This is a genomic window from Zoogloea sp. (genome assembly GCF_017302315.1).
Taxonomy (GTDB): domain Bacteria; phylum Pseudomonadota; class Gammaproteobacteria; order Burkholderiales; family Rhodocyclaceae; genus Zoogloea.
The window spans coordinates 15,337-38,407 of sequence record NZ_JAFLDT010000038.1 but is presented as its reverse complement, the minus strand read 5'-3'; the positions used below and the strand labels follow the sequence as shown (position 1 = coordinate 38,407).

20 protein-coding genes and 1 riboswitch are annotated in these 23,071 nt (G+C 65.4%); of the genes, 14 read left to right on the top strand and 6 right to left on the bottom strand.

Features of this window, described 5'->3' with window-relative positions; translation table 11 throughout:
• Both J0L98_RS12660 and J0L98_RS12655 read right to left on the bottom strand, forming a co-directional pair.
• Positions 1-628, bottom strand: a 628-nt coding sequence (locus tag J0L98_RS12660; protein ID WP_296412138.1) for an iron chelate uptake ABC transporter family permease subunit, incomplete at its 3' end; no start/stop codon positions are given.
• Positions 629-631: 3 nt separating this feature from the next.
• Complete coding sequence (locus tag J0L98_RS12655) at positions 632-2,437, bottom strand: TonB-dependent receptor (RefSeq protein ID WP_296412137.1); 1,806 nt, start codon at positions 2,435-2,437, stop codon at positions 632-634.
• Positions 2,438-2,568: 131 nt separating this feature from the next.
• Positions 2,569-2,817: riboswitch (cobalamin riboswitch) on the bottom strand.
• A gap of 97 nt (positions 2,818-2,914) precedes the next feature.
• Between J0L98_RS12655 and cobU the strand changes: the two genes are divergently transcribed.
• From cobU to J0L98_RS12625, 6 genes are all read left to right on the top strand, one after another.
• Complete coding sequence (gene cobU / locus J0L98_RS12650) at positions 2,915-3,460, top strand: bifunctional adenosylcobinamide kinase/adenosylcobinamide-phosphate guanylyltransferase (protein WP_296412136.1); 546 nt, start codon at positions 2,915-2,917, stop codon at positions 3,458-3,460.
• Between the two features lie 162 nt (positions 3,461-3,622).
• Complete coding sequence (locus J0L98_RS12645) at positions 3,623-3,931, top strand: protease inhibitor I42 family protein (RefSeq protein WP_296412135.1); 309 nt, start codon at positions 3,623-3,625, stop codon at positions 3,929-3,931.
• 111 nt (positions 3,932-4,042) lie between these two features.
• Positions 4,043-5,077 carry a nicotinate-nucleotide--dimethylbenzimidazole phosphoribosyltransferase gene (gene cobT, locus J0L98_RS12640; protein ID WP_296412134.1) on the top strand — a complete coding sequence of 345 codons (1,035 nt, stop codon included), beginning with the start codon at positions 4,043-4,045 and terminating at the stop codon, positions 5,075-5,077.
• A gap of 19 nt (positions 5,078-5,096) precedes the next feature.
• Complete coding sequence (locus tag J0L98_RS12635; RefSeq protein WP_296412139.1) at positions 5,097-5,867, top strand: adenosylcobinamide-GDP ribazoletransferase; 771 nt, start codon at positions 5,097-5,099, stop codon at positions 5,865-5,867.
• Positions 5,852-6,403: an alpha-ribazole phosphatase family protein gene (gene cobC / locus J0L98_RS12630; RefSeq protein WP_296412133.1), complete on the top strand. Its 552-nt coding sequence runs from the start codon at positions 5,852-5,854 to the stop codon at positions 6,401-6,403. Before J0L98_RS12635 ends, cobC begins: the two co-directional genes overlap by 16 nt.
• A gap of 165 nt (positions 6,404-6,568) precedes the next feature.
• Complete coding sequence (locus J0L98_RS12625; protein WP_296412132.1) at positions 6,569-7,408, top strand: alpha/beta hydrolase; 840 nt, start codon at positions 6,569-6,571, stop codon at positions 7,406-7,408.
• A 33-nt stretch (positions 7,409-7,441) separates the two neighbouring features.
• Here the strand turns inward: J0L98_RS12625 and J0L98_RS12620 are convergent, their stop codons facing one another.
• Complete coding sequence (locus J0L98_RS12620) at positions 7,442-9,088, bottom strand: ATP-binding domain-containing protein (protein ID WP_296412131.1); 1,647 nt, start codon at positions 9,086-9,088, stop codon at positions 7,442-7,444.
• Positions 9,089-9,198: 110 nt separating this feature from the next.
• Between J0L98_RS12620 and J0L98_RS12615 the strand changes: the two genes are divergently transcribed.
• The gene (locus J0L98_RS12615; protein WP_296412130.1) at positions 9,199-9,669 is read left to right on the top strand and encodes a CreA family protein; all 471 of its coding nucleotides are present in this window, start codon (positions 9,199-9,201) and stop codon (positions 9,667-9,669) included.
• A 22-nt stretch (positions 9,670-9,691) separates the two neighbouring features.
• Here J0L98_RS12615 and J0L98_RS12610 read toward each other — a convergent pair whose 3' ends face one another.
• Positions 9,692-10,993: an ATP-binding protein gene (locus J0L98_RS12610; protein ID WP_296412129.1), complete on the bottom strand. Its 1,302-nt coding sequence runs from the start codon at positions 10,991-10,993 to the stop codon at positions 9,692-9,694.
• Positions 10,994-11,252: 259 nt separating this feature from the next.
• On the opposite strand from J0L98_RS12610, the gene nirJ reads away from it, so the two are divergent.
• Positions 11,253-12,443: a heme d1 biosynthesis radical SAM protein NirJ gene (gene nirJ / locus J0L98_RS12605; RefSeq protein WP_296412128.1), complete on the top strand. Its 1,191-nt coding sequence runs from the start codon at positions 11,253-11,255 to the stop codon at positions 12,441-12,443.
• Between the two features lie 20 nt (positions 12,444-12,463).
• Positions 12,464-14,023, top strand: a complete 1,560-nt coding sequence (locus tag J0L98_RS12600; RefSeq protein WP_296412127.1) for a nitrite reductase — start codon at positions 12,464-12,466, stop codon at positions 14,021-14,023.
• Between the two features lie 14 nt (positions 14,024-14,037).
• Here J0L98_RS12600 and J0L98_RS12595 read toward each other — a convergent pair whose 3' ends face one another.
• Positions 14,038-14,379, bottom strand: a complete 342-nt coding sequence (locus J0L98_RS12595; RefSeq protein ID WP_296412126.1) for a hypothetical protein — start codon at positions 14,377-14,379, stop codon at positions 14,038-14,040.
• A 164-nt stretch (positions 14,380-14,543) separates the two neighbouring features.
• On the opposite strand from J0L98_RS12595, the gene J0L98_RS12590 reads away from it, so the two are divergent.
• On the top strand, positions 14,544-14,813 hold the full coding sequence (locus tag J0L98_RS12590; RefSeq protein WP_296412125.1) for a DUF2249 domain-containing protein: 270 nt from the start codon (positions 14,544-14,546) through the stop codon (positions 14,811-14,813).
• A gap of 58 nt (positions 14,814-14,871) precedes the next feature.
• Here the strand turns inward: J0L98_RS12590 and J0L98_RS12585 are convergent, their stop codons facing one another.
• Complete coding sequence (locus J0L98_RS12585) at positions 14,872-15,564, bottom strand: Crp/Fnr family transcriptional regulator (protein ID WP_296407604.1); 693 nt, start codon at positions 15,562-15,564, stop codon at positions 14,872-14,874.
• A gap of 360 nt (positions 15,565-15,924) precedes the next feature.
• Between J0L98_RS12585 and J0L98_RS12580 the strand changes: the two genes are divergently transcribed.
• The 4 genes from J0L98_RS12580 to J0L98_RS12565 all read left to right on the top strand — a co-directional run bounded on the left by J0L98_RS12580 (position 15,925) and on the right by J0L98_RS12565 (position 23,060).
• The gene (locus J0L98_RS12580) at positions 15,925-18,978 is read left to right on the top strand and encodes a PAS domain S-box protein (RefSeq protein ID WP_296412124.1); all 3,054 of its coding nucleotides are present in this window, start codon (positions 15,925-15,927) and stop codon (positions 18,976-18,978) included.
• Between the two features lie 108 nt (positions 18,979-19,086).
• A complete protein-coding gene (locus tag J0L98_RS12575) occupies positions 19,087-21,216 on the top strand; it encodes a GGDEF domain-containing phosphodiesterase (protein ID WP_296412123.1) in 2,130 nt (709 codons plus the stop codon).
• Positions 21,217-21,318: 102 nt separating this feature from the next.
• Positions 21,319-22,083 (top strand): TerC family protein, encoded by a 765-nt coding sequence (locus J0L98_RS12570; RefSeq protein WP_296412122.1) that lies wholly within the window; start codon positions 21,319-21,321, stop codon positions 22,081-22,083.
• Positions 22,080-23,060, top strand: a complete 981-nt coding sequence (locus J0L98_RS12565; protein WP_296412121.1) for a serine/threonine protein kinase — start codon at positions 22,080-22,082, stop codon at positions 23,058-23,060. The genes J0L98_RS12570 and J0L98_RS12565 overlap by 4 nt, the downstream gene beginning before the upstream one ends.
• Positions 23,061-23,071 lie beyond the last annotated feature (11 nt).

Below are 23,071 nucleotides of genomic sequence, written 5' to 3'. Positions count from 1 at the left end.
GCCATGGCCGGGTGGCGCCGCTGGCGTCGCCCATCAGCCAGAACAGCATGCCTTTGACTCGCCCCTCCGGGGCCAGGCTGAGCATCAGGGCCACCGCCGCGCCGCAGCCGGCGGCTACGATGACGCCGGTGAGGAGGAGACGGGTCTGGGTCCAGGACCCGTCTCCGTGGGCCAGCCCGAAGACCAGCAGGGTGGCACCAAGGGCACCGACGAAAGCGCCCGCGTCGATCCACCCGGACGCGGCACCGGCCAGGATGGCACCGAGCGCGCCGACGGCAGCCCCGCCGGAGATCCCCAGCACGTAGGGGTCGGCCAGGGGGTTGCGCAGGAGCACCTGCATCAGCGCGCCGGCCAGGGCCAGCAGGCCGCCGCAGGCAAAGGCCGCCACCGCGCGGGGCAGGCGCAGGTTGCGGATGATGTCGGCCTCCATGCCGCCTTCTGTGCCGGTCAGGGCCACAAACAGGTCGTCGATGGAGACCGGCAGGGCACCGGCCGAGAGGGACCAGGCGAAGGCGGCGAGGGCCGTCAGCACCAGGCCGGCCAGTGCTGCCGCGGCGCGGCGGCGTACCGCATGAATGCCAATGCCGCCCGTCGCTGCCGACCCCTGGGCCATGCTCCCCCCGTTCATGTCTTACTTGGGTGCGTAGCGTACGCCGAAGAAGACGTTGGCGCCGGGGGTGTTGTAGCCGTAGGCGGTCTCGTATTGCTTGTCGAGCAGGTTGTTCATCCGCCCTTCAACGGCCCATTCCTGGTTCAGGGCGTACTTGGCATAGGCGTTGAGTACGCCATAGCCGCCCAGCGGCCGGATCTCGTTGGCCCGGTCGTAGCGGTCGCCGGAGCCGCGCCACTCGACACCCAGGGTGAGCGCCTGGATACGCCGGCTGATGGAAAGGTTGGCGAACTTGTTGGCACGGCGCTGCAGGCGCTTGCCCGTGTCGGCGTCCTTCGGGTCGAGGAAGTCCAGGCTCGCGGTCAGGTCGAAGCCGGCTAGCTGCCCGCCGTAACCCAGGGTGAGCCCCTCAAGCTTGGCGTTGGCCACGTTGCGGGGGATGAAGTTCTGGTCGTTGGCGATCAGGTTGCTGATGCGGTTGCGGTAATAGGTGGCGCTCAGGTTGTGGCCGCCCTGCTCCCACAGCAGGCCGACTTCCTTGTTGTAGGCGTTTTCGGCCTTCAGGTCGGGATTGCCAAAGCCAGGGTAGTAGAGTTCGTTGAACGTGGGGGCTCGGAAGGCGGAGCCGACACTGCCCTGGACGCGCAGGGTGGGCAGGATCTGGTAGCCATAGCCGGCGTAGCCGGTGGTCTTGCCGCCGTACTGGGAGTTGTCGTCGTGGCGGGCGTTGAGCTGCAGCTTGTGGGCGCCGATGCCGGCAGTCCACCCCAGCAGGAAGGAGTTGACCGACCGGCTGACATCAAAGGTGCCTTCGTTGGTGGCCTTCTGGTGCAGGTTCTCGTAGGCGGCCAGCAGGCTGCCTATGGGCAGGCGCACATCGTGCTGCCACATGAACTGGTTCTGGGTGGTCTTGATGGTGGCGCCCGTGGGTGCGTAGGACGCAAAGTTCTCGTAGTCGTCGATGGACTGGCCGAAGCGCACGGTGCTGGTCCAGATGTCGGTGAAGCGGTTGCGGCTGTAGAGGTTCCAGGCGCTCTGGGTGGCGTTGTTGTAGTTGTTGTAGCTGCGGCCCGAGTCGTACATGGAGCGGCTTTCGGCATACAGCACCGAGCCGCCGAGTTCGTGACCGGCGGCAGGGCGCCAGGCGAAGTTCCCCGAGAAATTGCCGTTCCGGTACAGGTCGTTGTCGGCGTTGTAGGTGGACAGCTTGCGGTTCTGGGCGCTGAAGCTGTTGGTATGGGAGTAGCCACCGCGGGCCGAGTAGGAGAGCTGTTCGGTACCTCCGGCCACGCCGGCGGAGACTTCACGGGTGCCGTAGCTGCCGGCGCCCACGAAGGCATTGATCTTCGGTTCGCCGCTGCCCTTCTTGGTGATGACCTGAATCACGCCGCCGATGGCGTCGGCACCATACAGGGCCGAGGCTGGCCCACGGACGATCTCGATGCGTTCGATCTGGGACAGGGGGATGTCCTGCCAGGCGGCGGTGCCGAGGGTGGCTGAGCCCAGGCGCATGCCGTCCACCAGAAACAGGGTGTGCTTGGAATTGGTGCCGCGGATGGAGATGTCGGTGGCCTTGCCCGGGCCGCCGTTGGAGCTCATCTGGATGCCGGGCTGGCGGGCCAGCAGTTCGGGCAGCGAGAAGCTCGGGCCGGCGCGTTCGATGCTTTCCCGGTCGATCACCGTGGTGTCGGCGATGGCCTCGTCGGCACGCTGGGCCTGGCGGGTGGCCGTTACGGTCACGGTGGGTTGCTCGGTCTCGGCGGCCACAGCGGCGAGGGGAAAGGCGGATGCGACCGCGATGGCGGCGGCGGAAAGGCGGATGATCATCTGATGGTTTCTCCCTTGACCGGCAGCGTCCCCGCCACCAGCTCGATTGTGCTTGGCCGTGCAGGGGAGGTCTTGCAGGGAAGGTCCGGGAAGTTCCATGACCGCGCTTGTCGCCACCACCCCGTGGCACTGCCGCTTCATGTGATCAAGGCCGGTATCCGGGCTCACAAGCTGGGCCGATAGGGCAGAAAATGCCGAACCGGACGTGGTGCATCGCCTTCCCAGGCCAGTGGCCCAGTGGCGGTGTGATACACCTTGCGCTTGCTTACCGTTGCGGGGGCAGCACAGGCATTGCGGCTTCGGCGAGAAGCGCGCGCACCTGTTTCCCGTTTAACTCCTGGTCCGGAGGACCGTGGAGCACCTGGAACACGTTTGTCCGGAATAGCTGCTGCTGCACCAGACAGCCTGCGATAATACCACCGAAATCAGATACTTCCCGAAAATGGTTGACGTGCACGGAATGCTCGAGAACCCCTTATGCCCTGTGAATTGATCATCGGCGGCGCCCGTTCGGGCAAGAGCCGGCTTGCCGAACAACGTGCTGTCGAGAGTGGCCTGCCGGTGCATGTGATCGTCACCGCTGAAGCCCTCGACGAAGAGATGCGCGTGCGCATCGCCCGCCACCAGGCGGATAGACCGATCGGCTGGACGGTGGTGGAGGCGCCGCGCGGGCTGGCGGTCACGCTCGCGGCCGAAGCAGCGGAGGGCCGCTGCGTGGTGGTCGACTGCCTGACCTTATGGCTGGCCAACCTGCTTGATGGGGCCGAAGCCTTGCCACCCGGTGAGGGCGCAGAGCAACTGCCGGCCTTCGCGGCGGAGCGCGCTGCGTTGCTCGGGCTTATCCCCGGGCTGCCGGGCCGAGTGCTGTTCGTGGCCAACGAGGTGGGTTTCGGACTGGTCCCCGAAACGCCTCTAGGGCGGCTCTTCCGGGACGAAGCCGGCCGCCTCAATCAGGCGGTGGCGGCCCTGTGCGGAGGGGTCACGCTGGTTGCCGCCGGCTTGCCGCTGAAGCTGAAGGGCTGAAGGCGGGGGCGTGGGGGCGCGCGTGTAGTCGTATCGCATTTTCCATGCGAAAGGGGTGGAATTAAGTCACATCGGAAGGGTGTGACGGCTCACTGCAATTACGCCCGTCGCAGCGCAATATCCCTTCTGACACAATAAGTTACAGGGGGAGGCGTCGATACCATGGATACCCAGCGTCTTGCCGGTGGTGTAGGCCAGCCCTGCCGGATAGCCCTTCCGTCCCAGCCCGGCAGCGGTGCCACCTGGTATGTGGATTCATCCGCCACCCCACTCCGGGTCACGCTGGAACGAACCGATGATCAGGAGGGCGCTCGCCGACGCGGCAGCCAGATCTTTCTGGTGGTTGGTGAAGCGCCGGGCGATTATGAGTTGCGCTTCGTACTCAAGCGCGCCTGGGAAAGCCAGGTCCGCAACAGTCGGCGTGTCGTCTTCCAGGTGCGCGGCAACGGCCGGCGTGACCTGAGCAGTTGAGTGTGTTTGCCGTACCGGTGCGCTGCCGGTACGTGGGGTGAAGCGGCGCTTGTAATTCAGGTCGCTCCGTCCTAGCATCCGCGGCCTTGACCCTGCCGGCTGATGCGCTTCATGACCTTCACCATTGTTCGTCCCGACCGCGGTCTTGCGGCGGCCCTCCAGCAGCGTATCGACACCAAGACCAAGCCCCTTGGCTCACTTGGGCGGCTTGAGGGGCTTGCCCGCCAGATCGGCTTGATCCAGCAATCACTTGCGCCGGTGTTGCGCAGACCGCACATGCTGGTCTTTGCAGGCGATCATGGTGCGGCCAGGGCCGGCGTGTCGGCCTATCCTCAAGAAGTGACCTGGCAGATGGTCGAAAACTTCCTGGCCGGTGGGGCCGCGATCAATGTCTTTGCCCGCCAGACAGGCATGGCCCTTTCGGTGGTGGACGCGGGTGTGGCGCGGGATTTCGGCAAGCGTCCCGGCCTGATCGATGCCAAGGTGGCCCCGGGCACCGCCAACTATCTGGAAATGCCGGCCATGGATGCGGCCGGGCGCGACACGGCCATGGCCCGCGGTCGCGAACTGGCCCGCGAACTGGCAGGGCAGGGCTGCAATGTGGTGGGCTTTGGCGAGATGGGCATTGGCAACACCGCATCGGCTTCACTGCTGACCCACTGCCTGACCTGTGCCGAGCTCGACATCGTGATCGGCCGCGGTACCGGGCTGGATGATGCCGGCCTGGCCCGCAAGCGCCAGCTCCTGGCCCGGGCGGTGGCCCGCGGCGGACGGCCTGCCGACCCGCTGGAAGCCCTCGCGCAGTATGGCGGCTTCGAGATCGCCATGATGGCCGGGGCCATGCTGGGTGCCGCTGAATCCGGCATGGTCCTGATCATTGATGGTTTCATCGTCACCAGCGCCCTGCTGGTGGCCCACGCCCTGTGCCCGGCGATCATCGACTACTGCGTGTTTGCCCATCGCTCCCAGGAGCCCGGCCATGCCGTGCAACTAGCCCACTTCAATACCGAGCCCCTGGTTCAGCTCGATCTGCGCCTCGGGGAGGGCACGGGTGCCGCGCTGGTGTATCCACTGGTGCAGGCGGCCGTGAACTTCCTCAACGAGATGGCGAGTTTCGAGTCAGCCGGTGTGAGCGGTCAGCCATGAGTGTCGGCGGCCATCCATGATCCGAACCCAGGTCGAACTCTTCTTCATCGCCCTTGGCTTCTTCACCCGCCTGCCGGTACCCGGCTGGGTTGAGTTTGCTCCGGAAAAGCTGGGCCAGGCGGCCCGCTTCCTGCCCTGGGTGGGCTGGATCATCGGTCTGATCAGTGCCGCGGTATATGGGCTGGCGGTGCAGGTGCTGCCCGTCGACCTGTCCATTGTCCTGGCCATGGCGGCGAGCATCCGTGCCACCGGTGCCTTCCATGAGGACGGCTGGGCCGACACGTGCGATGGGCTTGGCGGTGGCTGGAGCCGGGCGCAGATCCTGGCGATCATGAAGGATTCGCGGATCGGCAGCTATGGCACCATCGGTCTGGTGGTGATGCTCCTCGCCAAGTACCTGGCCCTGGCCGATCTCGCGGCCGAGGAGGACTACCCCCTGATCGCCGCCCTGCTGGTGGCCCATCCCCTGTCCCGGCTCGCCGCGGTGAGCCTGATGGCCGTACTCGACTACGCCCGTGCCGATGACAGCGCCAAGTCCGCGTCCGTTGCCCGCCGCCCCACGGCGGCCGAGCTGGGCATTGCAACCCTGGGAGGGATCCTGCCCCTGCTGCTGTTGAGCCCCCGGGAAGCCCTGTTCGTGCTGGCGTTCACCGTCGTCACCGCGGTGCTGGCGATGCGCACCTTTGCCCGGCGGCTGGGGGGCTATACCGGTGATTGCCTGGGTGCCACCCAGCAGGTGGCCGAATTGGCCATCTACTTTGGAGTTCTCGCGGCATGGAGCTTTACCTGATCCGTCATCCCCGGCCCGAGGTGCTGCCGGGGACATGTTATGGACAGACCGACCTGGGTCTCGCCGAGTCGCCGTTGGCGGTGGCCGAGCGCATACGTCCGCTGCTGCCCGGTGCCTACGCGCTCTATGCCAGCCCCTTGCGCCGTGCCCGCCTGCTGGCCGAGGCCCTGGGCAGCCCCGAGGTGGATCCACGCCTGATGGAAATCCACTTCGGCGAGTGGGAGGGCCGCAGTTTCGACGAGATCGGTCAGGCCGCACTGGACGCCTGGTCGGCAGCGCCCCTCGACTTTGCCCCGCCGGGGGGCGAGTCGCCCCGCCAGATGGCGACCCGCGCCCTCGACTTTCTGGCCTGCCTGCGCGGGGCCAACCCGCCGGCTGCGGTCGTGGTTGCCCATGGCGGCCCCCTGCGCGCCCTGGCCGGGCAGCTGCTGGGTCTGCCGCCGGAACACTGGCTGGGTCTGGACTTTGCCTGTGGCGAGGTGACACGCCTCGATCTCCACGACTGGGGCACGGTGCTGCGCTGGTTCAATCGCTGAACGGGCGTGAAGACGCCACGGCGCGGCCCGGCTTGCCCGGGTTTCCCGTGGCAGATTCGACATGTTCGTGATGCCTTCGCAAGCACCGTGTGTCGGTGTCTTGCGGTGTTGCCGGTTTCCGTGCACGTCATATACTCGGGCTTTCCTGATTCCATCGATTGCCCCATGGACTTTTTCTCCACCGACGATGGCGAACGAATCCATCTGAAGATCTCCGGCCGCGGAACGCCCTTGGTGCTGCTTCATGGCTGGACCTCGACCCACCGGGACTGGAACCCCTTCCTGGAGGCATTCGAAGCCAGCCACCGGGTGTTCCGCTGGGACGCCCGCGGTCATGGCGGCCATGCCCTCAAGTCCGCCAGCGTGCCGACGGTGGCGCGCATGGCCCGGGATCTGCACACGCTGCTGGATCATTACGGCCTCGAGCAGGCCGTGGTGGCGGGCCACTCGATGGGCGCCCTGACCCTGTGGCAGTATCTCCGAGACTTCGGCAGTGCCCGCCTGTCCCGGGTGGTCTTCATCGACCAGTCGCCCAAGCTCCTTACCGATGCCGGCTGGCAGCGCGGCATCTATGGCGATTTCGATCATCGCCGCAATGTGCAGTTCATGGGTGAGCTGGAAAGCGATTTCGCAGAAAGCGTCCTGCGTCTCGCGGCCTTCGGTCACAACCCGCGCGCCCTCGCCAAGTACCTGGAAAACGCTTCCGGCATCGAGACTGCCCGCCAGCGCCTGCGTGCCCTGGACCCGCGGCCGCTGATCGACTGCTGGGCCAGCCTCACCGCGGCCGATTACCGGGATGTGCTCAAGACCATCTCCATCCCGGCGCTGCTGGTGTATGGCGGGGCCAGCAACTTCTACTCCGCCGACACGGCCGAATACGTGCGCGACAGCATCCCCAACGCCCTGCTGCGCATCTATGACGGCGTCGATCACGCGCCTCACCTGTGGGAGCGGACCCGTTTCATTCAGGACGTGCTGGACTTCGTTGCGCAGCCCCCGGGCTGAGCGCCGGGAGCGGATCGACCGGGCGGTCCGGTTTCACCCCTGCTCAAGCCGCGCCTGCAGCACGGCGGCCGAGGCTTCCGAAACCACCAGAGTGAGCTTCATGGTCGCCCGGGTGGCACCCACGAAGAGTCGGCGCATGGCCTTGTCGTCGAGGCTGTCGAAATCGATCTCGGTGAGGATCACGCAGGGTGCCGCCCTGCCCTTGAAACGCAGCACCGAGTCGATGAGGATGTCCCCCTCGGTCAGCACCGGATTGCCCAGCAGGTCATAGTGGCCGGTGGGGGCACGGAGGCTGTACGGCCCGATCCGGGTGAAGGGGCTGAGGGCCGAATGCTCCCGCCCCCGGTAACTGATCAGGGCGATATGGCTGCGCTTGAACCCCAGGCCGATGGCCTTTGTAATGGCACCCACCGAGCGGGTCACCAGCTCGTCCGGATTGGCATAGGTGAGGATGTCCACCTCGGGCCCCGTCAGGGGGCTGCCGGCCATCACCGGCTCGGCCAGGGGCAGGAGCAGGCGGAGGGTGGCGAGGATGTCCCGTGGGCTGCGGTAATTGGTCTCGGAGCGCAGGGTCACCCAGCCCGGCAGGGCGGTCTCGGGGCGGCCGTACAGATTTTGCAGGGGGTCTTCCAGCCACCAGGCGCGACCATCGGGGCGAAGGAAGCGCAACAGATTGTCGGCCCATCCCGCTCGGAAATCCTGCCCTTCATCGATGATGATCTCGTCAAAGCGGTCGGCAGCGGAGGGCGCGTACCCATCCAGAAAGGCCTCCAACCGGTCAAACACGCCCGGCTGGCTGAAATCGGGCACCTGCCCGAGGGCGCGGCTGAGCCGGTCGGCGAGCTGGTGGTAGGTGGCCACTTCGCCTCCCGCCGGGGCAATCAAGGCGATGTGGTCGGCCAGGGGGCGGTTGTAGCACACGTAAAGGGGGCGCCGCCCGGCCGCCAGGGCATCCCGGTAGGCGGCCATGGCCAGTTGGGTCTTGCCCGACCCTGCCGTGCCGATCACGCGTATGCGAAAGGGGCTGCATTCGATGCGCCGGGCCCATTCAGCAAGACCACCGGACAGGCGGGTATAGATGGCATGGGCATCGCCGACCACCGCATGTACTTCAGGCACCAGTTGCAGCACGTCCCCCAGAAAGCGGTGGACACGCGCCCGGTCGCGCACGGCCTCACCGTGGGCGGGCAGGAGGGCGCGGATGATGGGCACCAGGAAGTCGCGTTTCGTGGCATCGACGATGCGGGCGGGGTCGATCCCGGCTGTGCCGGCCTGCTTCACCAGGTAATCGGGGCAGTACAACAGGGCGTCCACCGGCACCGCCTCGCCCCCGCAGGCCGCCCGCAGGCGTTGGGTCAGGGCATCCACATTGCGTGCCAGTTGCAGGGGAACGTTCTTGTCCCGATCGGCATAGCGCTTCACCAGCCCCTCCGGCGTCTCCGCCAGGAAGCCCGATTTCTGTTCGACCAGTAGCACCTTGCCCGTCGGCCCCACGATGGCGAAGTCGATCTCGCCGACAAGGGCGTGATCACCTTGGGCGATCCGCGTCCAGTGCACGCCGTGGTAGAGGGTGTAGCTGTCGTCCAGGCCGTCGGCAAGGAGGGCGAGGGTTTCGATTTCACGCTGGGCTGCGCCGATTGCCTTCAGCTCGCGCCAGCCTTCCGGATGAACAAGGGCCATGGCTTTGGGTTACAGTGGTTTGAGACAAGGACGCCGACTGTCGGCGTGCCGCCCATTCTGTCAGTAGAGGCCGGCCATTGTCATGCCGCCCCCGTAAAAGGAAGCCCCCGATGAAGATCCTGTCCACCCTCCCCCTGCTGGTCAGCCTGGCCCTGTCCGCCCCTGGCCTTGCACAGTCCGAAGAGATCGGCTGTGTCACCACCACCTGGAAGCTGATCGGTGCCAACCACAAGGTGTGCGTGGAGGCCTTCAAGGATGCCAAGGTGCCCGGCGTGACCTGCCATGTCAGTCAGGCGCGTACCGGTGGCGTGTCGGGCAGCCTGGGTCTCGCCCAGGATCCGTCCCAGTTTTCCCTGGCTTGCCGCCAGACCGGCCCCATCAGCCTGCCGGCCAGGCTGCCCGAGAGTGAGACCATCTTTTCGGAAGACACGTCCCTGGTCTTCAAGGAAACCCGCGTCGTGCGCATGTGGGACAAGGCCAACAACACGCTGGTCTATGTCGCCATCAGCCGAAAGCTCATTGAGGGTGCCCCGGTCAATAGCATCTCCACCGTGCCGGTGATGCCCTGGGGTGGGCACTGACCCGGGGAAAGGCCCGCTTCCGTCACGGCTCGGTGGCTTCAGGGGTCGGTTCGATGGGCAGGGTGACGGTGAACGTGGTGCCCTTGCCCACCTCGCTATGCACATCGATGTGGCCATGATGGCGCTCGATGATGCCCCATGACAGGGACAGGCCCAGGCCGGTGCCCTGGCCCACGGGCTTGGTGGTGTAGAAGGGTTCGAAGACGCGCTGCAGATCTTCTGCCGGAATCCCCTTGCCGGTGTCCGTCACGCTGATCCACACATGGTCGTCTCCCTTGCGTCCGGTGCGCAGGCGTATCTCCCCCTGATCCGGAATGGCCTGGGCGGCATTGACGATCAGGTTCATGAATACCTGGTTGAGCTGCGCACCCACGCAGAACACATGGGGCAGCTCGCCAAATTCCTTGACCACGGTGCAGTGGTATTTGATCTGGTTGCGCGCCATGTTGAGGGTGGACTCCAGGCCCTGGTGCAGGTCCGCCCAATGCCATTCCGCCGAGGTGGTGTGGGAATAGTCCTTCAGGTCACTGACTATCCGGCGCACCCGGTCCACCCCGTCGGCCGATTCCCGCAGCAAGGACAGGATGTCTTCACGCAGAAAGCCGAAGTCGAGTCGATCACGCAGGGCAGCAGCCTCCGCAAACGGCGTGGCATCCGGCAGGCTGCTCACGCCGCGGTCGTAGGCATCGACCAGGGCCAGGAGATCCCTGACATAGGTTTCCAGCGTGCCCAGGTTGGAACCCACGAATCCCACCGGGTTGTTTATCTCGTGGGCGATGCCCGCGGCGAGTTGCCCCAGGGAGGCCATTTTTTCCGCTCGCATGAGTTGCATCTGCGCGGTCTCGAGGGCCTGGGTACCGCTTTCGACCTTGTGGCGCAGGCGCTGGTTGTTGCGGTCGAGCATGTCTCGTGCGGCCTTGGCTTCCAGCTGGACCTGGACCCGGGCATTCACCACGGCGGCGCGAACGGGTTTGTGAATGTAGTCCGCGGCGCCCAGGGAAAAGCCGCGCTGCTCGCTGTTCTCGTCCATCAGGGCCGTTACCAGGATCACGGGGATGTCCCGTGTGGCGGGTGTTTCGCGCAGGCGGGTCAGCACTTCAAAGCCATCCATGTCCGGCATCATGACATCGAGGAGAATCACGTCGGGCCGAGGTTCTCCCGCGGCCGCCTTCAGGGCGCTGATGCCGCTGTCAGCCGTGATCACCCTTACGTGGTCGGGCAACACCCCTTCCAGCACCATGCGGTTGACGGGCTCGTCGTCCACGACCAGAACGGTGCTCCGGTAGCGCTCGGTATGAGGGGGGCTGCCTTCCGGGTTGTCCATGATGGGGTTCCGATGCTCAAGCGAATATATTAAATATAGTGATTTTGTTAATTTTACGGTTGTTTTTGCTTGTTGCCCATGACAAATGCCCTGCCCGGATGCCTTGGCGCGGCGGGGAAAGCGGCGGGTGCGCCATTCTTTCACGGACGGCCATGCCGTTCGTGTCCATTGTGCATCCCGGGCCAGGTTGATACCCATCAAGGCTGTGAGGATGGGCAGGCGCGGACAATCCTCCCAGACTCTTCCGGAAGGCCGCGCCATGTTCCGCATCTCCAGCTACATTCGTGAAGTCGCCACCCCGACATCCTCTGGCTCCCGTCGCCAGCCGCCCGGGCCCGTGGTCATCTGGAACCTGATCCGGCGCTGCAACCTCACCTGCAAGCATTGCTACTCCATCTCCACCGACAAGGACTTTGCCGGCGAGCTGGACACCGGGGAAGTGTTCCGGGTCATGGACGACCTGAAGGCCTTCCGGGTGCCGGTGCTGATCCTCTCGGGGGGCGAACCCCTGCTGCGGCCCGACATCTTCGAGATCGCCCGGCGGGCCAAGGCCATGGGCTTTTATGTAGGCCTGTCGTCCAACGGTACGCTGATTGACGAGCACAACATCGACCGCATCGCTGCGGTGGACTTCGACTATGTGGGTGTCAGCCTGGACGGCATCCGCGATACCCACGACCGCTTTCGCCGCCTGGAGGGTGCCTTCGACCGCTCCCTGGCCGGCCTGCGCCACTGTCGCGATCTGGGTGTGAAGGTGGGGGTGCGCTTCACCATGACCCAGGACAACGCCGCCGATCTGCCCGGCGTGCTGCAACTGGTGGAGGACGAGGGTATCGACCGCTTCTACTTCTCCCACCTCAACTACGCCGGCCGGGGCAACAAGAACCGCGCCGACGATGCCCGTCACCAGCTCACCCGCGAGGCCCTCGAGCTGCTCTTCGAAACCGCCTGGAACTGCGAGCAGCGCGGGCTCGACAAGGACTTCACCACCGGCAACAACGATGCCGACGGCCCCTTCTTCCTGCAATGGGTGCGACGCCGCTTTCCCCTGCGGGCTGCCCACATCGAGGCAAAGCTCATGCAGTGGGGAGGGAACTCCAGCGGAGTGAATGTGGCCAATATCGACAACCTGGGCAATGTGCACCCGGACACCATGTGGTGGCACCACACCCTGGGCAACGTGCGGGAGCGTGCCTTCGGCGACATCTGGAACGACACCTCCGACCCGCTGATGGCCGGCCTCAAGCGGTCGCCCCGTCCGGTGAAGGGGCGCTGTGCCGAATGCCGCTACCTGGCGATGTGCAACGGCAACACCCGGGTGCGTGCCCAGCAGCTCACCAACGACCCCTGGCAAGAAGACCCGGGCTGCTACCTGGACAACGCCGAGATCGGCGTGGCCGAGGGCGAGCGCCTGGAAGTGCAGCCCTGGGTACGCCTGCAACCCGCATGAGCCCCCACCGGAACCGCGCGATGAACCGCCTGCTCTCCTTCCTCGCCCTGGCCGTGTTGGCCCTCGGCAGCCACAGCGCCCGGGCCGACGCCGCCGCCAGCCTCTACAGCCAGCACTGCCTCACCTGCCACGGCGCCGCCCGCTTGGGGGGCATGGGCCCGGCCCTGCTGCCCGAGAGCCTGGAGCGCCTGAAGCGCAAGGACGCCCAGGCCACCATCCGCGACGGTCGCCCCGCCACCCAGATGCCCGCCTTCGGCCAGGTGCTCAGCGCCGACGAGATCGAGACCCTCACCGGCTGGATCTACTCACCGGTCAGCCCGCCCCCCAGCTGGAGCGAAGCCGACATCCGCGCGTCGCGGGTGGAGCACTTCCCCAAGGGCAGCCTGCCTGACACGCGCCAGGGCGCGGTGGCCACGGCCGACCCGATGAACCTCTTCATTGTCGTCGAGGCGGGCGATCACCACGTCAGCGTGCTGGATGGCGATCGAATGGAGCGCATCCACCGCTTTCCGTCCCGCTACGCCCTGCACGGTGGGCCCAAGTTCAGCCCCGACGGACGCTACGTGTATTTCGCCTCCCGGGACGGCTGGATCAGCAAGTTCGACATCTGGAACCTCCAAGTCATCGCTGAAGTGAGGGCGGGCATCAATACCCGCAACGCGGCCGTGTCGGCAGATGGCCGCTACATCGCCGTCGCCAACTACCTGCCGGGCAACCTGGCAATCTTCGACGTGGACCTCCGCCTGCTCAGGGTGATCGATGGCGCCAACCTCAAGGGAGACGTGCGATCACGCATTTCGGCGGTGTACGACGCGGCACCGCGGCACAGCTTTGTGGCCGCGCTGAAGGACATTCCCGAGTTGTGGGAGATCAGCTATGACCCTGCCGCCCAGGACATCGCCACCGGCTTCGTGCACGACTACAAGTACCGCGAGGGGGCCTTCATTCCCGGTTTTCTGAACCCCCGGCGCAGCCCGCTGGAACACGTACTGGACGATTTTTTCTTCACCCAGGACTACAGCGAAGTGTTGGGCACCTCCCGGGAGGGGCGTGGTCAGGTGGTCAACCTGGACGCCCGGCGCAAGATCGCCGAGCTCGACCTTGCCGGCATGCCCCACCTGGGCTCGGGGATCTCGTGGCAGTACAAGGGGCGCCGGGTGGCCGCCAGCACCCACCTCAAGGACGCCACCGTCAGCGTGATCGACCTCAAGAACTGGCAGACCGTGGCCACCATCCCCACCCTGGGACCAGGCTTCTTCCTGCGTAGCCACGAGAACAGCCCCTATGCCTGGGTCGATTCGATGATGAGCCCCACTGCCCGCGACACCCTGCAGGTCATCGACAAGCGCAGCCTTGCGGTGGTGGCGCAGATCCGCCCGGAACCGGGCAAGACCTTCGCCCATGTGGAGTTCGACCGCCATGGCCGCTACGTGATCGCCAGCCTGATGGAAAAGGACGGCGCCCTGATCTTCCTCGACGCGGGTACCTTCAAGGAGATCAAGCGCCTGCCGGCGAGCAAGCCCATCGGCAAGTACAACCTGTTCAACAAGATCCAGCGCTCGGAAGGCACCAGCCACTGAGCCCCGCGGCGCGATCAGCAATCCAGGGTGGCGCGCTTCTCCTGGTACACCCGGCGGCGGGTGGTGAGCTGTTCGATGGTGGCCGGAGACTGGGGTAGCTGCAGGGCCGCATCGACCCCGCGGATCACCTCCAGCAGTTCCTCGCACAGGGCCGCTCGGGATGCCGCGTCGGCGGGAACGACGACCTCCAGTCGTTCGGGCGCAGGCGGGGGTGAGGCAGGAGGCAAGGCCGGACTGGGCCGGGCGTCGGCTTCCCGCTCCGTTTGCGGGGAATCGACCAGCCGGTAGTGGTCCGACCAATAGGCGATCGCCACTGCGAGGAGCAGGGCGATGAGGAGGGCGGAGCCTTCCTTCACGATGGAATCTCGTTCAGCATGGCGCGGAATGTAGCATCAGGCCATGCGGGCGGCACGGCCCGGCGTGGAATGCGCGGGTGGCTTGAGCGGAGTCAAGGCCGACGGCGGTCTCCGGGGCCACCCTGTGGAGCCTGCCCCGTCCCTCTTGCGGAGGATGTACCGAAATGACGCCAAGCCCTGCTCCCGTGATTGTCGATGCTCGTGGACTGATGCCGCCCGAGCCCCTCAACCTCACACTCGAGGCCCTCGATGTCCTGCCGCCCGGGGGCGAGGTGATCCTGCTGCTCTACCGTGAGCCGACGCCCCTTTACGACGTGCTGCGCCGCAACGGCTTTACCCATCGTACCGAGATCAGTGACGGTGGAGAGGTTGCTGTTCATATCCGCCACGCTGCCCGGGCCAGCGGCTGTGTCACGCCTTCACCCATCGGGTGAGTCGCCTTCAGGGCACCAATGCCAGTATTCATCCGGCCCATCCAGGCAAGGCAGGGGCTCAGTCGTGTTCGGCGAGCTTCGCGGCGTCATGGATGACGATGTGCTTGCCCTGTACCGAGATCAGCCCCGCGTCGGACAGCTCATGGAAGATGCGTGACAGGGTTTCCGGGGTCAGGCTCAGGCGTGAGGCGATCACCTGCTTGCTGGTGGGCAGCTCCACTGCCCGTTCACCCTGGGCGACGCACGGAACGCTCTCGGCAAGCTGGAGCAGGTAGCCGATGACCCGTTGGGTGGAAGAGCGCAGCGCGTAGGACTCCACGTCCCGCACCATCGAGTGGAGGCGGATGGACATCCCCGCCAGCAGCTTTCGGGCAAAGCGCGGATCCTGCTCGATCTGCCCGAACACCGCGGCAGCACCGATATGCAGCACCAGGGTATCGGCCAGGGCCTCACCCAGCACCGGGTAAGGTTGGTCGAGGAACATCACGGCCTCACCGAAACTCTGCAGCGGCCCCAGGATCTCCACCACCTTTTCATTGCCCTGGGCCGAGGTGAAGGCCAGCTTGACCTGCCCCCAGACCACCAGGAAGAAACCCTTGGGCTGGTCGCCCCGCTGAAACAGCCGGTCGCCCTTCTGCAGGCGCTTCTCGCGGGTGGCGGAGGCCATGTGGGCGAGGTCTTCGGGGGACAGGGCGCTGAAGAGCGGCATCCGGCTGAGGAGGCCGGGGATATCGATTTTGTCGATGGACATGGCAGTGACTTTCGAACCGGGCGACACGCCCAGCGCAGATTCTAACCTCGTCCATCGGTCCCGATAGGTCGCCGGGGCCCTTCTACCCCTTTATGAATAGGCTCTGCGCCTCCCCGCATGCGTAGCGCCTGCTTGCCCGGGATGGGGTCTCGAGCCCGTGCAGGGTCTGTCATTGATCGTCGCCCCGGTTGCACTTGATCGCGCAAGTCTGAAAAGCGGGCGCTCCAAATTCATGAACTATGACCGCATCGGCCTCACTTCGTCGACGCCGTCGTCATGAATTCGGGAATTTCTACCTTAGTGGTGCCGGGCCGGGCGGGCATGATCGGATCAAAACCGCGTCACCAGGACCAGATCAGGATGAAACACGAGCCTACCCCGACGGACAGCCACCATGCCGAGAGCCATCTGTCGCCCGAATGTACCCTGTTCGATGCGCTTTCCTGCCTGATCACCCGTGGCCTTGGGGCCATTCCGGTGGGCGAGCCGGGTGAGCAGCAGAAGACGCTCGATGCAAGTACCCTGGTCAAGGCCTGGCAGGCCGGCCTGCCCGGCGAAACACCGCTCTCGGCACTGGCGCTTGAGCCTGCCGATGCCGCGCAACTGGATGCGCCCTGCGCCGCAACCCTGATCAATGGCCTGCCGCTGCTCTTATGGCTGAAGGATCGCCAGGGGCGTTTCCTGATCGTCAATCAGAGCTTCGCAGAATCCTGCGGGCAAGTCTCTCCCCAGGCGGTGCTCGGGAAGACGGATCTGGATCTGTGGCCGCGAGAGAAGGCGGAGCTCTATCGCGCCCAGGACGTTGACGTGATGGACAGCGGTCGCCCCCGCACCATGATCGAGGAGATCAATGACAAGGGCACGCCCACCTGGTTCGAAACCTATAAGGCACCCGTGCGCAGCCGTGACGGCCGCATCGTCGGTACGCTCGGGTTCGCCTGCGACATCAGCGAGCGCATGCGCCAGGAGGCGGCCTCCCGCCACGACAAGACCCAGCTCGCCTACGTCCTGGCCACCATCGGCGAGGGCGTGTGGGACAGGGATCTGCTCACCGACCGGGTTTCCCATAATCCGCGCTGGTGCGAATTGCTCGGGCTTGATGAAAGCCACATGTCGCACCCGTCGGCGCTCTTGCTGGCGCTGGTGCATCCGGACGATCGGTCGCGGGTCTCCAGGGTCATCGACATCTGTCTGTGTGGTGGTGGCGCCTACTGCTGCGAGTACCGCATCCGCCATTCCGACGGACACTACCTGTGGGTGCGTGACCGGGGTGATGTGGTGGAGCTGGACGAGCACGGCCAGCCTCTGCGCATGGTCGGCAGCATCGCCGATATCACGCTTGCCCGGGAGACCGCCGAGGCCCTCCAGGAGAGCCAGGCCCGTTACCAGCAGGTCTTCAACAATGTCCGCGAGGTGATCTTTCAGACCGATACGCGCGGCAACTGGGAGCTCCTCAACCCTGCCTGGACCGACATCAGCGGCTACACGGTCGAGGAATCCCTTGGGCGCAACTTCGGTGACTTCCTCCATCCGGATGACCGTGCGCACAAATACAGTGCCTTCAAGCCGATCATTGCCCGCACTCTCTCCCACTGCAGTGTCACCCTGCGCCTGCAATGCCGGGATGGCAGTCATCGCTGGATGGACATCTTCATCCGGGCGCAGCTCAACGAGGCTGGCGAGATCATCGGTACCTCCGGCACCCTCAACGACGTCACCGCCCGGGTTGCCGCCGAGGACTACCTGCGCCTCACCGCCAGCGTGTTCCGCCACGCCCACGAGAGCATCATCATCACCGACCCGAACGCCTGCATTCTCGAGGTGAACGACAGCTTCTGCACCCTGACCGGCTACGCGCGGGATGAGGTCATCGGCCGGAACATGCGCATCCTACGATCCGGCTTGCACGAGCCGGCCTTCTATGAACAGCTCTGGGCCCAGCTACTTGAAACAGGCACCTGGCAGGGCGAAACCTGGAATCGCAAGAAAAACGGCGAACTCTATGCCCAACTTGGCAACATCTCGGCGGTGCGCAACGAGGCCGGTCAGACCACCCACTACGTAGGCCTCTTCACCGACATTACCGACATGAAGGAGAGCCAGCGCCATCTGGAGCACCTGGCCTACCATGATGCCCTGACCCAGCTCCCCAATCGCAGCCTGCTCGCCGACCGCATGCAGATGGCGCTTGCCCAGGCAGAGCGCAACCACACCCTGGCCGCCGTGGCCTACCTGGACCTGGACGGTTTCAAACCGGTCAACGACAGCCTTGGTCACGACGCTGGCGACCTGCTGCTGGTGGAGATCGCCCGTCGCCTGCAGGCCTCGACCCGGGCCGGCGATACGGTCGCCCGCCTGGGTGGCGATGAATTCGCGCTGATTTACAATGGTCTCGAACACAGTGACGAATGCGAGCAGATCTTCGCCCGCCTGCTCGCCAGCATTGCCGAGCCGATCATCATCGAGGGCATGGTGCTGCGCGTGACCGCCAGTATCGGCGTAACCCTGTCTCCCCTGGACGGTTCCGATCCGGAAACCCTGCTGAGCCATGCCGATCGGGCCATGTATCTGGCCAAGCAGGCCGGCCGCAATTGTTTTCACCTCTTCAACCGGGAGCGCGACCGCGCCCTGCGGGCCCACCGGGATGCGCAGATCCGCGTCGAGTCGGCGCTCTGCGATGGTGAGCTGGAGCTCCACTACCAGCCCAAGATGGACGCCCGTTCCAATCACCTGACGGGCATCGAGGCCCTCATCCGCTGGAAGCACCCGCAACTCGGCCTGCGTCTGCCCGGTGAGTTTCTGCCCATGGTCAGCGAGTCGCGCTTCGAGATAGAACTCGGCAACTGGGTGCTGGCCACTGCCGTTGCCCAGTTGGACAGCTGGTGCCAGGCGGGTTTCGCCACGCCGATGAGTGTCAACATCTCCGCGCGTCACCTGCTTCACCCGGATTTCGTACCCCACCTCAAAGCCGTCCTGGATGCCCACTCTCGGGTGGACGCCAGCCTGCTCCAGCTGGAGGTGCTGGAAACCGCCACCTTGGGTGACTTGAAGCGCATTGCGGCCATCATGGAAGAATGCAACAGCCTCGGCGTGAGCTTCGCCATCGACGACTTCGGCATCGGCTACGGCGCGGTTAACAGCCTGCGCAGCCTGCCCGTGCGGAGCATCAAGATCGATCGCTCCTTCATCCACAACATGCTCACAGACGACGACGATCTCGCCACCGTGCAAGGTGTGATCGGCCTGGCTGCGGCCTTCCACCGCGAGGTCATCGCAGAAGGTGTCGAGACACCGCGTCACCGTCAGGCGCTGCTCAAGCTGGGATGCCACCAGATCCAGGGGCATGGGGTCGCCCGCCCCATGCCTGCAGCGAACATGCAGATCTGGATGCAGGAGCACGCACTGCACCATTGATGGCCGCAGGGTTATCCCGGACACGGTGCTGGGGATAACCCTGGGGCGTATTAACGAATTTCCGCCTATGGCGCATCATGCGGGCACTGTTGATGATCCTGACGCTGGATGACGCCCCCCACCACCTCTGCCGACTCCACCCCAGACCCCTGCTCCCCCCTTGAGGAGGCCCTTGGCCGACTGGCTGAAAGCCGCAAGCAGCTTGAATACGTGTTTGCCGCCATCGGCGAAGGGATCTGGGACTGGGACATGCGTACCGACCGGGTCACCCGCAATGTGCGTGGCTGCGAGCTGCTCGGACTGGACCCCGGCTTCGCGGGGCACACGGCGGTCGGGTTCCGCGACCTGATTGCCGAGGAGGATCGTGGGGTCATGGCGGAAGCCTTGGAGCGCTGCCTCTCCGGCCAAGGCCCTTACCTCTGTGAATACCGGGTGCGCCACGCTTCGGGTCGCCTGGTGTGGGTGCGCGACCGGGGCAAAGTGGTGGAGTACACCCCCGATGGCCAGGCCCTGCGGATGATCGGCAGCCTCTCCGATATCAGCCTGGAGCGGGAGGCCAGCGAAAACCTCCGCCTCACCTCCAGCGTTTTCCGTCATGCCCACGAATCCATCGTGATCACGGACACCGCCGCCAACATCCTCGACGTGAACGACGCCTTCTGCCGGATCACCGGCTATCTGCGCTCGGAAATCATCGGGCGCAACACCCGCTTCCTGCGCTCTGGCCTGCAGACTTCCGAGTTCTACGCCGATATGTGGCGCGGCCTGATCCGTGACGGGGTCTGGCAGGGCGAGCTGTGGAACCGCAAGAAGAACGGCGAACTCTTCGCCCAGCTTGGCAACATCTCGGCGGTCCGCGACCAGGCCGGCCAGACGACCCACTACGTTGGCTTGTTCTCGGACATCACCGAGATCAAGGAAAGCCAGCGTCACCTGGAACACCTGGCCTACCACGATGCCCTCACCCAGCTACCCAACCGCAGCCTCCTCGCTGACCGCATGCAAATGGCCCTGGCCCAGGCCGAACGCAACGCTACCCTGGCGGCCGTGGCCTACCTGGACCTGGACGGCTTCAAACCCGTCAATGACGGCCACGGCCATGAAGTGGGCGACCTCCTGCTGGTGGAGATCGCCCGCCGCCTGCAGGCCGCGTCCCGCGCCGGCGACACGGTGGCCCGCATGGGCGGAGACGAGTTTGCCCTGATCTACAATGGGCTGGAGCACAGCGAGGAATGCGAGCAGGTCTTTGCCAGGCTGCTCGCCGGCATCGCCGAACCGGTCACCATCCGCGGACGGGAGCTGCAGGTCAGCGCGAGCATCGGCATCACCCTGTTCCCCCTCGACGGCGCCGACCCCGACACCCTGCTGCGCCACGCGGACCAGGCCATGTACCTGGCCAAACAGGCCGGCGGCAACTGCTTCCACCTCTTTGACCCGGAGCGCGACCGCAGCCTGCGCGCCCATCGGGCCGCCCTGGCCCGGGTCGAATCCGCGCTGAACGACCGGGAGCTCGAGCTTCATTACCAACCCAAGGTGGATATCCGCCGGAACCGTCTGATCGGTGTCGAGGCCTTGCTGCGCTGGCGCCATCCCCAGCACGGACTGATCCTGCCCGGAGAATTCCTGCCTGCCGTCATGGATTCGGATTTCGAGATCGAGCTGGGTAACTGGATCCTCGCGACCGCGGTCAATGAGATCCAGGCCTTTTCCGACGCCGGCCACCCCCTGCCGGTCAGCGTCAATGTTTCACCCAATCATCTGGCTCACCCCGGCTTCATCGCCTACCTTGAGGCGCTGCTCGCCGGCCATCCCCGCCTCCCTGACGGCATGCTGGGACTGGAGATCCTTGAATCCACTTCCTTCAGCGACATCGGTGCCGTATCCCGGATCATGGAGGCCTGTCAGCAGCTGGGCGTGCGGTTCGCTCTGGATGACTTCGGCACGGGCTACGGCTCCCTTACCTACCTGCGCCGCTTGCCGGTGCAGACCATCAAGATCGACCAGTCCTTTGTCCGCGACATGCTCGACGACAACGATGATCTGGCCATCGTCCAGAGTGTCATCGGCCTCGCCGCAGCTTTCCGCCGTGAAGTGATCGCCGAGGGCGTGGAAACCGCGGCCCACCGCCAGGCCCTGCTGGCGCTCGGCTGTCATCTCATCCAGGGCTTCGGCGTGGCCCGCCCGATGCCACCCGAACAACTCCTCGTATGGATCCGCGAAGGCGAGGCCGGTCAGTAAGTCCGGCTGTCTGCCCTGCTCCAGCGGAGCATTTTCGTGCGACCATTCGCGACGCGGATCTCTCCGGTGGCCCGCCCTCCCGCAACAACTGCATACCCAACCATGGAATTCCTGACTGACCCGCAATTGCTGATCGCATTTCTGACCCTCACCGCGCTCGAGCTGGTACTGGGGATCGACAACGTGATCTTCATCTCCATCCTGGTGGACAAGCTTCCGCCCGAGAAGCGTGCCTTCGCCCGGCGCCTTGGCCTCTTCCTGGCCATGTTCATGCGTATCGGCCTGCTGATGATCCTGTCCTGGCTGGCTGGCCTCACCGAGCCCATGGTCACCGTACTCGGCCACGGTTTCTCCGGACGCGACCTGATTTTGCTCGCCGGCGGCCTCTTCCTCGTCTGGAAGAGCACCCAGGAAGTGCATCAACTGATGGAGGGTGAAGAGGGCGAAGCGTCCAGCGCCGTCAAGGCCACCTTCAGCGCCGTGATCATGCAGATCATCCTCATCGACATCGTGTTCTCGCTGGACTCGATCATCACCGCCATCGGCATGGTCAACAACCTGCAGGTCATGATTGCCGCGGTGATCGCCTCGGTGGGCCTGATGATGGTGGCCTCCGCGCCGATCGGGGAGTTCGTCTCCCGCCACCCTACCGTCAAGATGCTGGCCCTGTCCTTCCTGCTGGTCATCGGCGTGGTGCTCATCGCCGATGCCTTCGGCCATCATGTGCCCAAGGGCTACATCTATTCGGCCATGGCCTTCTCGGTGCTGGTGGAGATGCTCAACCTGCGCATGCGCAGCCGCCAGGCAGCCAGGGTTGAACCGGTACAACTCCACGAGCCCTACGTGCGCGAAGGCAACCAACAGTGACGGCGCCCTTTGGGCCGCTCACTCCCGACTTCATCCTCTGCGCAGTGGAGGCCGCCGGCCTCCGCTGCGATGGCCGCCTGCTGACCCTCAACAGCTATGAAAACCGGGTCTATCAGGTTGGCATCGAGGATGCGGCCCCGCTGATCGCCAAGTTCTACCGCCCCGGGCGATGGAGCGATGCAGCGATTCTCGAGGAACACGCCTTCCTGGCCGAGCTGGAGGATGCGGAGATACCGGCCGTGGCGGCTCTCGAGATCGGTGGGCACACCCTGCACCACCACGAAGGTTTCCGCATCGCCCTGTTTCCGCGCCGGGGCGGTCGGGCGCCCGAACTCGACGATCCCGAGGTGCTGGGTTGGCTGGGACGCTTCCTCGGGCGTATCCACGCCGTAGGCGCCATCCGGGCCTTCATCCACCGCCCGACGCTGGACATCGCCAGCTTTGGTGAAACCCCGCGGGATACCCTGCTGGCCTCCGCTTTCCTGCCGTCCGAACTGCGCGACACCTGGCGGTCGGTGGTGGACCAAGCCCTCGACGGGGTACGCCGCTGTTTCGAGCGTGCGGGCTCCCTGCCGCAGATCCGTCTGCACGGTGACGTGCATGGGGGCAACGTGCTGTGGACCGATGCAGGCCCTCACTTCGTGGATTTCGACGATGCCCGCAACGGCCCGGCCATCCAGGATTTGTGGATGCTCCTCTCCGGCGACGCCCAGGCCATGGCTCGGCAGCTGGACAGCGTGCTGGAAGGTTACGAGCAGTTCGCCGATTTCAACCCGCAGAGCCTCCATCTGGTTGAGGCCCTGCGCACCCTGCGCTTGATCCACTACGCCGGCTGGATTGCCACCCGCTGGGACGACCCGGCCTTTCCGGCGGCCTTTAGCTGGTTCGACACCCCGCGCTACTGGCAGGACATGATCCTGTCCCTGCGGGAACAGGTGGCGCTGATGGATGAATCACCGCTGACGCGGCTGTTCTAGGGTCGAATCCA

Coding starts and splice junctions, on each gene's coding strand:
- J0L98_RS12655 (WP_296412137.1), bottom strand. CDS start 2,437: ATGATCATCCGCCTTTCCGCCGCCGCCATCGCGGTCGCATCCGCCTTT.
- cobU (WP_296412136.1), top strand. CDS start 2,915: ATGCCCTGTGAATTGATCATCGGCGGCGCCCGTTCGGGCAAGAGCCGG.
- J0L98_RS12645 (WP_296412135.1), top strand. CDS start 3,623: ATGGATACCCAGCGTCTTGCCGGTGGTGTAGGCCAGCCCTGCCGGATA.
- cobT (WP_296412134.1), top strand. CDS start 4,043: ATGACCTTCACCATTGTTCGTCCCGACCGCGGTCTTGCGGCGGCCCTC.
- cobC (WP_296412133.1), top strand. CDS start 5,852: ATGGAGCTTTACCTGATCCGTCATCCCCGGCCCGAGGTGCTGCCGGGG.
- J0L98_RS12625 (WP_296412132.1), top strand. CDS start 6,569: ATGGACTTTTTCTCCACCGACGATGGCGAACGAATCCATCTGAAGATC.
- J0L98_RS12620 (WP_296412131.1), bottom strand. CDS start 9,088: ATGGCCCTTGTTCATCCGGAAGGCTGGCGCGAGCTGAAGGCAATCGGC.
- J0L98_RS12615 (WP_296412130.1), top strand. CDS start 9,199: ATGAAGATCCTGTCCACCCTCCCCCTGCTGGTCAGCCTGGCCCTGTCC.
- J0L98_RS12610 (WP_296412129.1), bottom strand. CDS start 10,993: ATGGACAACCCGGAAGGCAGCCCCCCTCATACCGAGCGCTACCGGAGC.
- nirJ (WP_296412128.1), top strand. CDS start 11,253: ATGTTCCGCATCTCCAGCTACATTCGTGAAGTCGCCACCCCGACATCC.
- J0L98_RS12600 (WP_296412127.1), top strand. CDS start 12,464: ATGAACCGCCTGCTCTCCTTCCTCGCCCTGGCCGTGTTGGCCCTCGGC.
- J0L98_RS12590 (WP_296412125.1), top strand. CDS start 14,544: ATGACGCCAAGCCCTGCTCCCGTGATTGTCGATGCTCGTGGACTGATG.
- J0L98_RS12585 (WP_296407604.1), bottom strand. CDS start 15,564: ATGTCCATCGACAAAATCGATATCCCCGGCCTCCTCAGCCGGATGCCG.
- J0L98_RS12580 (WP_296412124.1), top strand. CDS start 15,925: ATGAAACACGAGCCTACCCCGACGGACAGCCACCATGCCGAGAGCCAT.
- J0L98_RS12575 (WP_296412123.1), top strand. CDS start 19,087: ATGACGCCCCCCACCACCTCTGCCGACTCCACCCCAGACCCCTGCTCC.
- J0L98_RS12570 (WP_296412122.1), top strand. CDS start 21,319: ATGGAATTCCTGACTGACCCGCAATTGCTGATCGCATTTCTGACCCTC.